At 67.0% G+C, this 13710-nt stretch carries 18 protein-coding genes; all 18 read left to right on the top strand.

Annotation, left to right across the window (positions count from 1 at the left end; translation table 11 throughout):
- Window positions 1-50 precede the first annotated feature (50 nt).
- The 18 genes from FHS94_RS10365 to FHS94_RS10280 all read left to right on the top strand — a co-directional run bounded on the left by FHS94_RS10365 (window position 51) and on the right by FHS94_RS10280 (window position 13705).
- Entirely contained in the window at window positions 51-443 is a 393-nt protein-coding gene (locus tag FHS94_RS10365; RefSeq protein WP_184057508.1) for a hypothetical protein, read from the top strand.
- A gap of 66 nt (window positions 444-509) precedes the next feature.
- Window positions 510-1247, top strand: a complete 738-nt coding sequence (locus FHS94_RS10360; RefSeq protein ID WP_184057506.1) for a CoA transferase subunit A — start codon at window positions 510-512, stop codon at window positions 1245-1247.
- A 140-nt stretch (window positions 1248-1387) separates the two neighbouring features.
- The gene (locus tag FHS94_RS10355) at window positions 1388-2209 is read left to right on the top strand and encodes an HAD family acid phosphatase (protein WP_184057504.1); all 822 of its coding nucleotides are present in this window, start codon (window positions 1388-1390) and stop codon (window positions 2207-2209) included.
- Complete coding sequence (locus FHS94_RS10350; protein WP_184057503.1) at window positions 2206-2517, top strand: DUF5076 domain-containing protein; 312 nt, start codon at window positions 2206-2208, stop codon at window positions 2515-2517. Before FHS94_RS10355 ends, FHS94_RS10350 begins: the two co-directional genes overlap by 4 nt.
- Complete coding sequence (locus FHS94_RS10345) at window positions 2517-3152, top strand: 3-oxoacid CoA-transferase subunit B (RefSeq protein ID WP_184057501.1); 636 nt, start codon at window positions 2517-2519, stop codon at window positions 3150-3152. The genes FHS94_RS10350 and FHS94_RS10345 overlap by 1 nt, the downstream gene beginning before the upstream one ends.
- Window positions 3153-3454: 302 nt before the next feature.
- Window positions 3455-4687: a S41 family peptidase gene (locus tag FHS94_RS10340; RefSeq protein ID WP_184057499.1), complete on the top strand. Its 1233-nt coding sequence runs from the start codon at window positions 3455-3457 to the stop codon at window positions 4685-4687.
- A 44-nt stretch (window positions 4688-4731) separates the two neighbouring features.
- Entirely contained in the window at window positions 4732-6162 is a 1431-nt protein-coding gene (gene leuC / locus FHS94_RS10335; protein WP_184057497.1) for a 3-isopropylmalate dehydratase large subunit, read from the top strand.
- On the top strand, window positions 6159-6788 hold the full coding sequence (leuD, locus tag FHS94_RS10330; RefSeq protein ID WP_184057495.1) for a 3-isopropylmalate dehydratase small subunit: 630 nt from the start codon (window positions 6159-6161) through the stop codon (window positions 6786-6788). The genes leuC and leuD overlap by 4 nt, the downstream gene beginning before the upstream one ends.
- Window positions 6751-7752 (top strand): NADPH:quinone oxidoreductase family protein, encoded by a 1002-nt coding sequence (locus tag FHS94_RS10325; RefSeq protein WP_184057493.1) that lies wholly within the window; start codon window positions 6751-6753, stop codon window positions 7750-7752. Before leuD ends, FHS94_RS10325 begins: the two co-directional genes overlap by 38 nt.
- Window positions 7753-7916: 164 nt before the next feature.
- On the top strand, window positions 7917-8240 hold the full coding sequence (locus tag FHS94_RS10320) for a DUF1476 domain-containing protein (RefSeq protein ID WP_184057491.1): 324 nt from the start codon (window positions 7917-7919) through the stop codon (window positions 8238-8240).
- A gap of 3 nt (window positions 8241-8243) precedes the next feature.
- Window positions 8244-8474 carry a BolA family protein gene (locus tag FHS94_RS10315; protein ID WP_184057489.1) on the top strand — a complete coding sequence of 77 codons (231 nt, stop codon included), beginning with the start codon at window positions 8244-8246 and terminating at the stop codon, window positions 8472-8474.
- 12 nt (window positions 8475-8486) lie between these two features.
- Window positions 8487-8822, top strand: coding sequence for a Grx4 family monothiol glutaredoxin (grxD, locus tag FHS94_RS10310; RefSeq protein WP_184057487.1), 336 nt, complete (start codon window positions 8487-8489; stop codon window positions 8820-8822).
- 264 nt (window positions 8823-9086) lie between these two features.
- Window positions 9087-9455, top strand: a complete 369-nt coding sequence (locus FHS94_RS10305) for a BlaI/MecI/CopY family transcriptional regulator (RefSeq protein WP_184057484.1) — start codon at window positions 9087-9089, stop codon at window positions 9453-9455.
- The gene (locus FHS94_RS10300) at window positions 9452-11035 is read left to right on the top strand and encodes a M56 family metallopeptidase (RefSeq protein ID WP_184057482.1); all 1584 of its coding nucleotides are present in this window, start codon (window positions 9452-9454) and stop codon (window positions 11033-11035) included. Before FHS94_RS10305 ends, FHS94_RS10300 begins: the two co-directional genes overlap by 4 nt.
- A gap of 88 nt (window positions 11036-11123) precedes the next feature.
- Window positions 11124-11978 (top strand): MBL fold metallo-hydrolase, encoded by an 855-nt coding sequence (locus tag FHS94_RS10295; RefSeq protein ID WP_184057480.1) that lies wholly within the window; start codon window positions 11124-11126, stop codon window positions 11976-11978.
- The gene (locus FHS94_RS10290; RefSeq protein ID WP_184057478.1) at window positions 11963-12700 is read left to right on the top strand and encodes a DUF4230 domain-containing protein; all 738 of its coding nucleotides are present in this window, start codon (window positions 11963-11965) and stop codon (window positions 12698-12700) included. Before FHS94_RS10295 ends, FHS94_RS10290 begins: the two co-directional genes overlap by 16 nt.
- A gap of 151 nt (window positions 12701-12851) precedes the next feature.
- Entirely contained in the window at window positions 12852-13289 is a 438-nt protein-coding gene (locus FHS94_RS10285) for a bactofilin family protein (protein ID WP_184057476.1), read from the top strand.
- Window positions 13290-13354: 65 nt separating this feature from the next.
- On the top strand, window positions 13355-13705 hold the full coding sequence (locus tag FHS94_RS10280; protein WP_221234701.1) for a hypothetical protein: 351 nt from the start codon (window positions 13355-13357) through the stop codon (window positions 13703-13705).
- Window positions 13706-13710 lie beyond the last annotated feature (5 nt).

Here is a 13710-nt window from a genome sequence, read left to right as displayed (position 1 = left end):
CTTGCGGCAAGTCAGCATGTGTTCAGCGCCGATGTGGTAATTGCTGTCCCATGCGAAACATTCTTCTTGCCCTGTCCGCCGCTGCGCTGGTCGCAGCCCCTGCGCTGGCCAAGCGCGACACCCCCGACGTGAAGCTTGCCAAGCTTCTGGACGGGCGAGTTGCAGGCAGGCCGACCAGTTGCATCCTTCCGCAGCAAACCCAGAACAGCGAGATCATCCCAGGCCAGGCGATTGTGTACCGGCAGGGCGGCACCCTGTGGGTCAACCGCCCGCGGTCGGGTGCGGAGTCGCTGCGAGAGGATGATATCCTGGTGACCCGCCAGTTCACGTCGCAGCTGTGCAGCCTGGACCTGGTGCGCCTGATCGACCGCGGGAGCCGGTTCGAACGCGGCAGCGTGTCGCTGGGCGAGTTCACCCCCTATCGCCTCCCCCCCAAGAAGTGACGCGAGGCGCGCTCGCTTGACCCGCTGCGCGCCCGCTCGCTAGGGCGGCGCGCAGGAGGGTCGCCCATGAACAAGCTGTATCCCGACGCGGCGGCGGCGCTGGACGGGCTGTTGCACGACAACATGCTGATCTGTGCGGGCGGCTTTGGCCTGTGCGGCATTCCAGAGCGATTGATCGACGCCATCGAGGCGAGCGGGGTCACGGGCCTGACGATCGCGTCGAACAATGCGGGCGTGGACGGCGTCGGGCTCGGCAAGCTGCTGCGGTCTCGCCAGGTCGCGAAGATGATCTCATCCTATGTCGGCGAGAACAAGGAATTCGAGCGGCAATACCTGTCGGGCGAACTGGAGGTGGAGTTCTGCCCGCAAGGGACGCTCGCCGAGCGGTGCCGCGCGGGTGGTGCCGGCATTCCGGGCTTTTACACCAAGACGGGCGTCGGCACGCTGGTGGCCGAGGGGAAGGAAGTGAAGTCCTTCGATGGCGAGGATTACATCCTGGAGCGCGGTATCCGTGCCGACCTTTCCATCATCAAGGGCTGGAAGGCCGACGAGAGCGGCAATCTGATCTTTCGCAAGACGGCGCGCAATTTCAACCAGCCGATGGCGACGGCGGGGCGGATCTGCGTGGCCGAAGTTGAGGAAGTTGTGCCTGTAGGGGCGCTTGATCCCGACGCGATCCATTTGCCGGGCATTTACGTGAAGCGCATGATCGTCGGCGCCCCCTACGACAAGAAGATCGAGTTCCGCACGACGCGTCAACGCGCCGAGGCAAGCGCGGCTGCAGGGTCGGAGGTCGGGGCGTGACACTGGCAGTTCCCGGCCGCGACGCCGGGCCGGCAAGTCGGGCGTGGCGCAGATCTGCTTGGGCCCCTGCATGCGCGGGAGCGCTGCTGGCGGGGTGCGCGACCATCCCTTCTGCAGAGCCGCCGGTCGCGGCCACTCCGATGGCGGCAACAGTGGCACCGCCACCGGCCGCGGTGACTCCGGGTTCGGTGCCGCCGGGCATGCAATATCTGTACGGGTCGGGCGAGGGCGCGGCGATCAGCATCCAGGCGTGGCGCGGTCTGGTCGGCTATGCGGCAGCAAGGGCCAAGGCTCGGCCGACGGACAGCGTGGTGCTGGCGAGCGGCGCGACGCTGGACGCGCCCCGCTTTGTGCCATGCGGGGCAAAGCCGCTGGCCGCCGTGTTCGACGTGGACGAAACCGTGCTGCTCAACCTCGGCTTCGAGGCGGACGACGCAGCGCATCCGGGACGTTCCTATGACCAGGCACGCTGGCAGGCGTGGGAGAGGACGGGCGTGGCGCAGGTTTCGCCGGTGCCGGGTGCTCGCGAGGCGCTTGCGACTCTGCGGGCCATGGGAGTGACCCCGGTGTTCAACACCAACCGCTCGGTCGGCACGGTGGAGCAGACCGCGGCGTCGCTGAACGGCGCGGGACTGGGCCCGGCGCGACATGGTGAGACCCTGTTCGTGGCCGGTGACGACCCGACCGGTTCGCGCAAGGACTTGCGCCGCGCGACCATCGCCGCGCGTTATTGCGTGATCGCGATGGGTGGCGACCAGCTTGGCGATTTTTCCGACCTGTTCAACGCGGGCCAGCCTGTGCGTGCTCGACGGGATGCGGTCGCCGCGCCGGCGCTCGCGTTGCTGTGGGGCGCGGGCTGGTTCGTGCTGCCCAACCCTGTTTACGGATCGGCGCTGAAGGGTGGATTGGACGACGTCTTCCCCGCCGACAAGCGCTGGAACTCGCCCGGAGCTGCTCAATGACCGACAAGCCCGTCCCGATCGACCTCCATGCCCACGTGGCGATGATCAATGGCGCGCGCGAGTTCCTGCGCGTGTGGATGCGCCCGGATGGCGCGACGGCGAGCTTCATCAACCCCGTGCCGGTTGGGGCCGATCCGGCGGCGTTCGGCGCTGCTCTGGTGGACTGCATTCGGCAGGGCGCGAAAGCCTATGCCCGCGCGGTCAACATCGACGAGGAGGAAGCGCTGGGGCGCATCTGGCAAGGAGTCGAGGCTGAGCGCTATCGGCGCGAGGACAACTTGCCGACCAACGATGGAAAGGCGCACTGATGCCCTGGGACCGCAACGGCATGGCGGCACGCGCGGCCAAGGAACTGCGCGACGGTCATTATGTGAACCTTGGCATCGGCATCCCGACGCTGGTCGCGAACAACATCCCCGATGGCATGACGGTGACGCTGCAATCGGAGAACGGGATGCTGGGGATAGGCCCGTTCCCATATGACGACGAGGTTGATCCCGACCTGATCAACGCGGGCAAGCAGACGATCAGCGAGCTGCCGCAATCAGCCTATTTCTCCTCCGCCGATAGCTTTGCGATGATCCGGGGCGGGCATATCGACCTGACCGTGCTGGGTGCGATGGAGGTGGCCCAGACCGGCCACATCGCCAACTGGATGATCCCGGGCAAGATGATCAAGGGCATGGGCGGCGCCATGGACCTGGTCGCGGGCGTCAAGAAGATCATCGTGGTGATGGAGCATACCGCCAAGGATGGCAGCCCCAAGTTCATCCCGGCGTGCACCCTGCCGCTGACGGGCAAGAATGTAGTCGACATGATCGTGACCGACTTGGCGGTGTTCCAGCGGCCCGACCATCAATCGGCGTTCAGGCTGGTCGAGCTGGCACCGGGCGTGGAGGCGGACGAGGTCAGGGCAAAGACCACTGCCCATTATGAGGCATGACGGCGCGAGGTCCTGGGCAGCGTTGACCGGCTGCGCGGGAGCACCCTAGCATCGGCGGCATGACCCGCCTGCGACTAAGCCTTTTGTCCCTGCCGTTGCTGATCGCGGCGGCGCCGCCTTCGCCGAACTGGGCCGAGTTGCTGCGGTAGGACGCGCAAGCTTTCCACGACGATATCGCTGCGAACCACCCCGGGTCGTCGAACGACCTGGACCCCGGTTTTGCCGCGCGCAACGATCGCGCGCTGGCACGGGCGCTGCGCTGGGCGCCGAAAGTAACTGATGCGGCAGGCTATCGCGCGGCGATGGACGCCTATGCGGCAAGCTTCGACGACGGGCATCTTGCGACGGCACCGACCGATGCGTTCCCGGCGATTGAGGGGCGCTGGCCCGGTTTCCTGACCGGGTACGGTGCCGATCGCCGATATCGGGTCGCAACGCGGGCCGATGACGCCGCCGTGCCGATCGGCGCCGCCTTGGTGTCGTGCGATGGGGTTGCGGCGGGCAGGCTGGCCGAGGAGCGGGTCGGCACCTTTGCCGGGCGGTGGATGCTGGCGTCGCGCCGGGCGCTGCTGGCGCGCAACCTGTTCCTGGACCGTGGCAACCCGTTCGTGGCGCGGCCAAGAGCGTGTCGCTTCGCCTGGAATGGCGCGACGCATGAGGTGGCGCTCAGCTGGCGTGCCCTGCCGGCGGACGAAGCGGCGACGCGGATTGCTGCCGTGGGCGGACGGGCGCGGGAGGCGATTGGGCAACGCACACTGGCGGATGGGACGCGTTGGCTGTCACTGTCGGGGTTCAACAGCGATCCGTCGGGGCCGGACTTCAAAGCTCTCGTGCCGCTGATCGCGGCGCTGAAGGCAGACCGGACGGCGCTAGCGCGGGCGCCGCGGATCGTCCTCGACCTTCGCGGCAATAACGGCGGATCGTCCGACTGGTCGCGCCAGATCGCGGCGGTCCTGTGGGGCGAGGCGGCGGTGCGCGGAGCGGAAGGGCATTCCGAGGCGGTGGAGTGGCGCGTGTCGCCGGCGACGATCAGAGCAATTGGCGAGTATCGGGACCAGTTCGCCGCCGCCCCGAATGCGTCGCCCGACGCGAAGCAATGGGCGCAGCGGACCTATGACGGCCTGACAGGCGCCGCGGCCAAGCACCAGCCACTGTGGCGCGAGACGGACGAGCCGGAAGCCACGATCCCAGCGAAGGAGCAGACGGTCGCACCGCTTGCCGGGCCGGTGTTTATCGTCACCGACTGGGGCTGCGGGTCCGCGTGCCTGGATGCGGTCGACCTTTGGCGGGCGCTTGGCGCGATCCAGGTTGGGCAGGAGACAAGCGCCGACACGCTCTACATGGACGTGCGTGACACGGTGCTGCCAAGCGGGATGACACGCGCGGTGGTGCCTATGAAGGTTTATCGCGGGCGCAAGCGCGGGGCGAATCAGCCCTGGATGCCGGTGCACGCCTATGGTGGCGACCTGCGCGACACGGCTGCGTTGCAGAGGTGGGTCTCCTCCCTTCCTGACCGCGGCGCACGAAAACCATAGCCAGGGTTTCGTTGCGCGCCACAATCTACTAACGCGCGCCTGTCATGACTATTGCACCACGCACGCTGTACGAGAAGATCTGGGACGCTCATGTTGTGGAGCGTCGGGACGACGGCTCCTGCCTTATCTATATCGACCGCCACTTGGTCCATGAGGTGACCAGCCCGCAGGCGTTCGAGGGGCTGCGCGCGGCCGGGCGGCGGGTGCGGCGGCCCGACCTGACGTTGGCGGTGCCCGATCACAATCTGCCGACTACGGCGCGAGTCGATGCGTCAGGGCGAATGCTGCCGATTGCCGACCCCCAAAGCGCGGCACAGCTGGACGCGCTCCGCCGCAACACGGCCGAGTTCGGCGTCGAATATATCGATGCCGCGGCGGCCGAGCAGGGCATCGTGCATGTGGTGGGGCCAGAACTCGGCTTTACGCTGCCGGGCACGACGCTGGTGTGCGGCGACAGCCATACCAGCGCGCATGGGGCGCTGGGATCGCTCGCGTTCGGCATCGGCACCAGCGAGGTCGAGCATGTGCTCGCGACCCAAACGCTGATCCTGTCGCCGTCCAAGACCATGGAGGTTCGGGTTGACGGCACGCTCGGCTTTGCAGTGTCGGCCAAGGACGTGATCCTCGCGATCATCGGCCGGATCGGCGCGGCGGGCGGCACCGGCCACGTGATCGAGTTCACCGGGGAGGTGATCCGGGCGCTCTCTGTCGAGGGACGGCTGACCGTTGCCAACATGTCGATCGAGGGTGGGGCGCGATCCGGGCTGGTGGCCCCGGATAACACGACCTTTGCTTACCTGAAGGGCCGCCCGATGGCGCCCGCTGGCGAGCAATGGGACCGGGCGGTCGAATGGTGGCGGTCGCTGCCGACCGATGCCGGTGCGCGGTACGACAAGCAGGTTCGGCTTGACGCAACCAACATCGCGCCGGCGCTGACCTGGGGCACCAGCCCCGAAGACGTGGTGCCGATCACGGGCACCGTTCCCGACCCGGAAAGCTTTGCCGATCCCGCGAAGCAGGCCGCGGCGCGCAAATCGCTCGACTATATGGGCCTGACGCCGGGCACGCGAATGCAGGACGTGCCGGTCAATCACGTGTTTATCGGCAGTTGCACCAACAGCCGCATCGAGGACCTGCGCGCCGCGGCCAGCGTTGCCAGTGGTCGGCATGTTGCGGACGGGGTGCGCGCGCTGGTGGTGCCGGGGTCGGGACTGGTGAAGCGGCAGGCGGAGGCGGAGGGGCTGGATCGCGTGTTCGCCGCCGCCGGGTTCGAATGGCGCGAGCCCGGTTGCTCCATGTGCCTCGCCATGAACCCCGACAAGGTGCCGCCGGGGGAACGATGCGCATCGACCAGCAACCGCAACTTCGTTGGCCGGCAGGGACCGGGTGCGCGGACGCATCTGTTGTCGCCAGCCATGGCAGCAGCGGCGGCGGTGACCGGCCGGCTGGCCGATGTACGCGAGTTGATGGCGTGACTCCGGTCGTGGAAGTCACCGGCACCGCCTATCCCTGGGGCGCCAAGAACATTGACACAGACGTCATCATTCCTGCGCACTGGCTCAAGACCATCAAGCGATCGGGGCTCGGGCAGGGTGCCTTCGAGACGGTCCGGGCGGTGCCGGGCAACATCTTTGATGACCCGCGCTACCAGGGCAGCCCGATCCTGATCGCCGGCGACAATTTCGGCTGCGGGTCGAGCCGCGAACATGCCGCATGGGCGCTGGCCGACATGGGCGTGACGGCGATCATCGCGCCATCTTTTTCCGACATCTTCTCCGGCAATGCAGTGAAGAACGGGATCGTGCCCGTGGTACTGCCGCAGGAGGCGGTCGACAGGTTGCTGGAGGTCGCCGCCGACCAGCCTGTGACGGTCGACCTGGAGACGATGACGGTCACGACCCCGTACCAGGACCGCTTCTCCTTTGAGCTCGATGCGTTTCGCCGACGCTGCCTGATGGAAGGGCTGGACGAGATCGGGCTGACGCTGGCAAGAGATACCGCGATTTCTAAGTTCGAGGCGGCGGCCACTGAGAACCGCCCCTGGACAGGGCAGAGGAGCGGGTATGCGGGCGTTGCTGTCGAGGGCGATCGGCGGACCTGAAACTCTGGAATTGGCCGAGCTGCCCGATCCGGTGGCCGGCCCAGGGCAGGTCGTGGTGGCCGTCGAGGCTTGCGCGATCAACTATCCCGACGTTCTGATCATCGAGGACAAGTACCAGATGAAGCCGCCGCGCCCTTTCGCGCCCGGTGGCGAAATCGCGGGCGTCGTCGAGGCAGTGGGGGAAGGCGTCACGGCCTGGCGGCCCGGGGACCGGGTCATGGGTGTGATCGGCTTCGGTGGGCTTGCCGAGAAGATCGTGGTCGATGCCGTCCGGCTGTTCCGGTTGCCGGAAGGGCGCAGCTTCGCGGAAGGTGCGGCGCTGCTGTTGACCTATGCCACCACAATTCATGCGCTGCTCGACCGCGGGCGGCTCCGGGCAGGGCAGCGTTTGTTGGTGCTGGGCGCGGCGGGGGGCGTCGGACTGGCCGCCGTGGAACTCGGCAAGGCCTATGGCGCGCATGTGGTCGCGGCTGTGTCGTCCGAGGAGAAGGCAGCGGCGGCGCGGGATTCAGGCGCAGATCAAACGCTGATCTATCCGCGCGCGCCTTTCGACAAGGACCAGTCCCGCGCGCTGGCCGACCAGTTCAAGGCAGCAGCGGGGCCCGGCGGTTTCGACATCGTCTATGATCCGGTCGGAGGCGACTATACTGAGCCCGCACTGCGGTCGGTCGGGTGGGAAGGGCGGTACCTGGTCGTCGGCTTCCCGGCCGGCATACCGAAACTGCCGCTTAACCTCACGTTGCTGAAAAGCTGCGACGTGTGCGGGGTGTTCTGGGGGGCGTTCGCGGCGCGTGATCCGCAGGCCAACGCCGCCCATGTCGCCGAGCTGTTTCGATTGTGGGAAGCGGGCCGGATTGCGCCGCGGGTCACCGGGCGCTTCGCCCTGGCGCAAGGCGGAAGTGCGATCGCCAAGATGGCGGCGCGGACTTCGGTGGGCAAGCTGGTAGTGGACGTAACCGGATAGGTTTTCAACGGCTCCGCGCCACGCTGAAGCGAGGGGATGAACCAGGTCGTCTCGCGTATCGGACGCCACAAGCGGCAACACCTGGCCTTGATCTGACGGCCGCGTTGCGTGGGCGTCGGCACGCCCCTATCTTGATGGCGTACTTTCAAGGGGAGCCAGGCCAGATGACCAGTTTCGAGGACCGCGGCCGCGGCTTTGAGGCGAAGTTCGCCAATGACGAAGAGATGGCGTTTCGGGTCACCGCCCGACGCAACCGGCTGCTTGGGCAATGGGCCGCAGGATTGATGGGGCTGACCCCGGCAGAGGCGGATGCCTATGCCACGTCGGTGGTCCAGGCCGACTTTGAAGAGATCGGTGACGAGGATGTCGTGCGCAAGCTGCTGGGCGATCTGACCGCAGCGGGCGTTGAAATCGAGCCCGCCGCGCTTCGTCGTGCGCTGGACGAGCGAGCCGTAGAGGCCCGCCGCCAGTTGATGGAAGGTCGCTGATCGATGCCGATGGCTGCCGATGACATCGCCGCGCTGATCCGCACCGCCATTCCTGACGCCGAGGTTGAGATCACCGATCTTGCCGGTGATGGGGATCATTATGCCGCGCGCGTGGTGTCGCCGAGCTTCGCCGGCATGCCGCTGCGCCGGCAGCACCAGGCGGTCTATGCCGCGCTGGGCACCCGGATGGGCGGCGAACTACACGCCCTGCAACTCAAGACTGCTTCCGCCTGAGGACCCAGAACAATGACCGACACGACCATCGACACCAACGCCCGCATCGACGCCCTGGTAAAGGCGAACCCCGTGGTGCTGTTCATGAAGGGCACGCCCCTTTTCCCGCAGTGCGGCTTTTCAAGCCGCGCCGTGGCGATCCTGCAGCATCTCGGCGCCGAGTTCGAGGGTGTGGATGTGTTGCAGGATCAGGGTATCCGGCAGGGCATCAAGGCTTATTCCGACTGGCCAACAATCCCGCAGCTTTACGTCCATGGTGAGTTTGTCGGCGGATCCGACATCATGATGGAAATGTATGAAAGCGGTGAACTCGCCGAACTGCTCGGCGGCGAAAAGGCCGAAGGCTGAGACAAGCCGGGTGAGGGCGGGTCGGCACTGATCCGGAAGCGGCCGACCCGCCCTACTGAAGCGGACCAGCCGCTCGGACACTCACAGCTTTGCAGCCTGCGTGCCAGTCCCGCCCAAGCACGCGTTGCTGCGGGACCCATTGGTTAACTGCTTCCGAGCGACCCGCTCGGCTGTAAGAAGATCCGACAGGCACGTTGCCGGCCAGCCCTGTTGACTACGCGTGTAATCAATGCGATTACAGATGTAGTCAGTTAGGAGCGAGTCGTGGCCGAACGGATCAGCGATGCCGAGCACGCCGTCATGGAAGTGCTGTGGGATGAGGCGCCGCTGACGGCGCAGGATGTGGCCGAACGGGTCGATCCCGACCGTGGCTGGAGCGCCAACACCGTCAAGACGCTGCTTGGGCGTCTGCTCGCCAAATCAGTGATCGCGCATGAGGCGGACGGCCGGCGTTACCTGTACCGGCCGCTAGTCGAGCGCGGCGACTATGTCGAGGGCGAGAGCCGGCGGCTGATCGACCGCCTGTTCGGTGGCAAGCTGACGCCGCTAGTCGCGCACTTGGCCGAGCGCGACGCGCTGACGGCGCAGGACATTGCCGACATCGAGGCCCTGTTGAAGGATCTGCGGGCATGAGCGCCGTCGACCTCGCGCCCTGGATGATCCAGGCTCTGGTCGCGTCGGGGCTGTTGATGGCCCTGGTGTTGCTGGTTCGCGGACCCGTGCGCCGCGCCTTTGGTCCGAGCGTCGCATACGCATTGTGGGCATTGCCGCTGCTGCGACTCGTATTGCCGCCCATGCCGGCCTGGTTGGGCTCCGCTGTTACGCCGATCGACAAAGCTGGCGACACGCTGACGGTGATGGTGTTCGACGGCACGGCGCCGGCGGTTCCGGCTGCCGCTGCGGCTTCGTCGGTAGCCTGGGGCACCATCCTGGCGGCCGTCTGGGCGGTTGGCGCGGCAGGCTTTCTGTTGTTCCACATCGTTCGCTATACCCGCTTTTGCGCCTCCGTCCTGCAAGGGGCGACGATGCAGTCGAGGGTTCGCGGGATCACCATGGTGGTGAGCGACGCCGCACCCGGCCCGCTCGCCTTTGGCATCTTTCGCCGGGTGGTCGCCTTTCCGATCGACTTCGCGGATCGCTATGATCCCGACGAGCGTGAACTCGCGCTGGCGCATGAGGTCGGGCATCACCTTCGCGGTGACCTGATCGCCAACTGGCTGGCGCTGGCCGTGCTCGCCGCCCATTGGTTCAACCCGCTTGCCTGGATGGCTTTTCGCGCCTTCCGGAATGACCAGGAGCTGGCCAACGACGCCGGCATATTGGCAACCCGTTCCGTGTCGCAGCGGCACGCCTATGGTCGGGCCATCGTCAAGGCGGCGCATGGCGGCGCGGTGTCGGCCGCCTGTCACCTTCACACCATCAATGATCTGAAAGGGAGACTAAAGATGCTCGCGCGTTCCCCTGCCTCGCGTCGCCGGCTTTTTTCGGGCGCTACCTGTGTCGGCGTGCTGGTCCTGGGCGGCCTGGGCCTGACCGCATCGGGCAGCGGCGCGGCCGCGATCGCCGAGACGGTGAGCGCACAGGTGACTCCGCCGAGGCCGCCCGCTCCGCCAGCGGCGCCCGCGCCCCTGGCCAATGCGCCTGTCGCGCCCTTGCCACCCGCACCACCCGCTCATCCGGCAAAGGGCAAGAAGCGTGTGGTGATCGTCAAGGACGGCAAAAGCACCAGCTATGAGGGCGCCGAAGCCGACGCGTTCCTGGCCGCGAATCCTGAGATGATGCCGCCGCCGCCTCCTGCCGCGCCGCAGCCGCCAGTGCGGGTTCGCGTGATGCACCTGAACGAGGCGAAGGGCGGAAAGGTGATCCGCTTCCGCGATCCGGACGGCAAGGAGCAGACGATCACCGTGCCGCCCGTGCCGCAAGTTTCCGAAAGGAACTGCGCCGGTAGCGGCCCGGCGGTGGATGATCGCAGCGAGGGTGGTCGCCGTCGCATCACCATCTGCACCAACCGGATCGAGCGAATGACCCAAGAAGCCGAACGTACCGCCGCAGATGCGGCCGTCACGGAACAGCAGGCACGCCGCAGCGCACGTAGCGGCCTTGCCACGGCGCGCGCGGCGATTGAGCGCGACCGCAACCTGACGGCCCAGCAACGCGATGAGGCCCTGCAAGGGTTGGCGCAGGCCGAGGCGGAGCTGGCCTCCGAGGGCTGATACAGGCCCACTGCTCGCGGCATGGCCACAAAGCACGCCGCGAGCAGTCGGGGTTGCCAAGCGACGCCGACCGGACCATCTGGCCCCCATGGCCGAGGCCCCGACCGGTATTCCCATCAGGCTAGAGCCGCTGGTCACACGCCTGCTCGCGCCCAATCCGTCGCCCTACACCCACACGGGAACGCAATCCTACCTGATCGGCACCGAAGATCTGGCGGTGATCGATCCGGGGCCTGAGAGCGACCCGCATCAACAGGCGATGCTAGCCGAGATTGCCGGGCGGCCGGTCAAGGCCATCCTGATCACCCACCACCATCGCGATCATAGCCCAGGCGCCCGCGCACTAGCCGCTGCGACCGGAGCGCCGATCATCGGGGCCGCCCCGTTCGCCCCGGCGGAGGCGGCGGCGCGGGCGGATGCATCATTCGATGCGATCTATGCGCCTGATCGGGTGCTGGCCGATGGCGAAAGCGTGGTCGGTACTGGCTGGACGCTGACCGCAGTGGCAACTCCTGGCCACACCTCCAACCACGTCGCCTTCGCGCTGCCCGAAACGGGCGCGCTGTTCTCGGGCGACCACGTCATGGGCTGGTCGACGACAGTCGTGCTGCCGCCCGATGGCGATATGGGTCAGTATATGGCGAGCTTGGAAAAGCTGATGGGGCGTGACGACCGCATCTATTATCCCGGCCATGGCGATGCGGTGGAGCAGCCCCGCCGCCTGGTACGTGGAATGCTGGGCCATCGCAAACACCGCGAGGGGCAGATCCTGCGGCTGCTCGCCGGCGGGGCCCGGCCGGTGGAAGCGCTGCTGCCCGACATGTACGCGTCGCTCGACCCCAGGCTGTTGCCGGCAGCGAAGGGATCGGTGTTGGCCCATTTGCTCGATCTCGGCGCCCGCGGACTTGTCGGGCAGGAGGATGGCGCATGGGCGCGCCGGTGACGCCAGCCGAATCGGCGCCCGGCGGCGCGGGAAGGCGGGGGCCGGGATGCTTGATCCAGTTTGCCGTGGCGCTGCTGCTGTTGGCACTGGCCGGCGTGGCGGGGCTCTGGGGTGTGCAGCGCTATCTGTCGAGCAAGCTTGCTCCCGATCCTGTCACCATCGCCTCTGCCAGTCTGGAGGGCTTGCGCGAACAGAACCGGCTGTCCGCGTTCGCGGCGCGCTTTGTGGCGGTAGTCACCAGCTGTCGTACTCAGTTGGGTCTTTCGACCGAGAAGACGCTGATCATGCCCGGGCTGGTCAGGTATGAGGTGGATCTTGCCAAGCTGACTCAGCGGGACGTGAGTTGGGACCCGGCAACGAAAGTCCTGTCCGTGCGTCTGCCGCCCGTTGAGATCGACGGGCCGCAGGTCGACCTGAACGCTGTGCGGGAATATGGGACGGGCGGCGTTCTCGCGCGGCTGACCGATGCCGGCCAGGCACTCGACACAGCCAATCGCCGGGCGGGGCAGGCCGAGCTCATCCGGCAAGCGCGCGATGCGATGCCGATGCGCCTGGCCCGCGACGCGACTCGGCGGGCGGTGGAGCGGAGCTTCGCCATGCCGCTGCGCGCGACGGGGCTGGACGCCACCGTGCGTGTCCGCTTTGCCGACGAGCCCGTGCCCAGCAACGAGCGGTGGGATGTGTCCCGTTCGCTCGACCAGGTGACGCAGAACCGCCGTTAGTCCTTCCAGGTGACACGCGCTGCGCGGAATCGGGGCACGTTTTTGCGGTACTGGTGAACCGCAGGAACGCCCGATACTCTTCATCCCGGATCTTGAGCGCCAGCTTCGCCCTCCATCGGGGGAGGCTGATGCCGTCCAGGGGAGAACATCGATGAGCACTGGAGACGGGCGCGATATTCATGCCCGGGCGGCACCGGCGACGATCACGGCAGGCATCAGCATCACCGGCGACGTTGCCTGTTCGACCGATCTTCAGATCGCGGGACGCGTGCAGGGTGACGTTCGCTGCTCCACCGTGTTCGTGGACGAAGGCGGTTCAGTGGCCGGTGGCATCTATGCCGAGCGCGTCCGAGTTTCCGGCTTGGTCGAAGGGACGATCGAGGCCGGCGACTTGGCGGTGGAGCCGGGCGGACGGGTTTCCGGCAATGTCAGCTATGCTCGCCTGAAAGTGAGCGCGAGCGCTGTCGTTGAGGGCAGCTTCAAGCATCGCGGCAGCGACGCGTCCGCACCGGTGCCGGCGCCCGACACTGGCCTGAAGCTGGTGGATTCTCCCGATCACGCGAATCCGCGTCGTGTCTATGTTGATTGAGCGCCGGCCCGTAACTGTCCCGGTCCCTTGCCGGCGGAGTTAGGCCGGTGTCGGACGGTGCGCCCGTGGACGAACGTAACGCGATCGACGTGCTCGAAGAGCTCTTGTGTGGGATCGCGGGCGGGGGAACGCCCAATCGATCGCAGGCGAACACCTATTCGAACTGCCGATCTGACTTGTTGCAGTCGCGGGCGAAGGCGTTGCTGCCAGGCTTCCTCTATCAATGCCTGACGGTCTTTAAGTTCCGGGAGTTCATAAACCTGTACGACCCCGACCCTTCATTGCGGCAGGCCTTTGTGCGGCGAGCGATGGAACGGTGCCGGGCAATGCTGGGGGCGAACACCAGCGCGGCTGCAGTGGAGCCGGCGCGGGCGCGGCCAGCCGACCCTTCAGACCCGCAGCAATGGATGCGGTGAGGCGG

The organism is Sphingomonas aerophila, assembly GCF_014199305.1.
Taxonomy (GTDB): domain Bacteria; phylum Pseudomonadota; class Alphaproteobacteria; order Sphingomonadales; family Sphingomonadaceae; genus Sphingomonas; species Sphingomonas aerophila.
Note: the sequence above shows the minus strand (reverse complement) of the source record. Positions and strands in the feature narration are given on the sequence as shown.

Excerpts from the sequence above, each read along its gene's own strand:
- FHS94_RS10365 (WP_184057508.1), top strand. The coding sequence starts at position 51 with ATGCGAAACATTCTTCTTGCCCTGTCCGCCGCTGCGCTGGTCGCAGCC.
- FHS94_RS10360 (WP_184057506.1), top strand. The coding sequence starts at position 510 with ATGAACAAGCTGTATCCCGACGCGGCGGCGGCGCTGGACGGGCTGTTG.
- FHS94_RS10355 (WP_184057504.1), top strand. The coding sequence starts at position 1,388 with ATGGCGGCAACAGTGGCACCGCCACCGGCCGCGGTGACTCCGGGTTCG.
- FHS94_RS10350 (WP_184057503.1), top strand. The coding sequence starts at position 2,206 with ATGACCGACAAGCCCGTCCCGATCGACCTCCATGCCCACGTGGCGATG.
- FHS94_RS10345 (WP_184057501.1), top strand. The coding sequence starts at position 2,517 with ATGCCCTGGGACCGCAACGGCATGGCGGCACGCGCGGCCAAGGAACTG.
- FHS94_RS10340 (WP_184057499.1), top strand. The coding sequence starts at position 3,455 with ATGGACGCCTATGCGGCAAGCTTCGACGACGGGCATCTTGCGACGGCA.
- leuC (WP_184057497.1), top strand. The coding sequence starts at position 4,732 with ATGACTATTGCACCACGCACGCTGTACGAGAAGATCTGGGACGCTCAT.
- FHS94_RS10325 (WP_184057493.1), top strand. The coding sequence starts at position 6,751 with ATGCGGGCGTTGCTGTCGAGGGCGATCGGCGGACCTGAAACTCTGGAA.
- FHS94_RS10320 (WP_184057491.1), top strand. The coding sequence starts at position 7,917 with ATGACCAGTTTCGAGGACCGCGGCCGCGGCTTTGAGGCGAAGTTCGCC.
- FHS94_RS10315 (WP_184057489.1), top strand. The coding sequence starts at position 8,244 with ATGCCGATGGCTGCCGATGACATCGCCGCGCTGATCCGCACCGCCATT.
- grxD (WP_184057487.1), top strand. The coding sequence starts at position 8,487 with ATGACCGACACGACCATCGACACCAACGCCCGCATCGACGCCCTGGTA.
- FHS94_RS10300 (WP_184057482.1), top strand. The coding sequence starts at position 9,452 with ATGAGCGCCGTCGACCTCGCGCCCTGGATGATCCAGGCTCTGGTCGCG.
- FHS94_RS10295 (WP_184057480.1), top strand. The coding sequence starts at position 11,124 with ATGGCCGAGGCCCCGACCGGTATTCCCATCAGGCTAGAGCCGCTGGTC.
- FHS94_RS10290 (WP_184057478.1), top strand. The coding sequence starts at position 11,963 with ATGGGCGCGCCGGTGACGCCAGCCGAATCGGCGCCCGGCGGCGCGGGA.
- FHS94_RS10285 (WP_184057476.1), top strand. The coding sequence starts at position 12,852 with ATGAGCACTGGAGACGGGCGCGATATTCATGCCCGGGCGGCACCGGCG.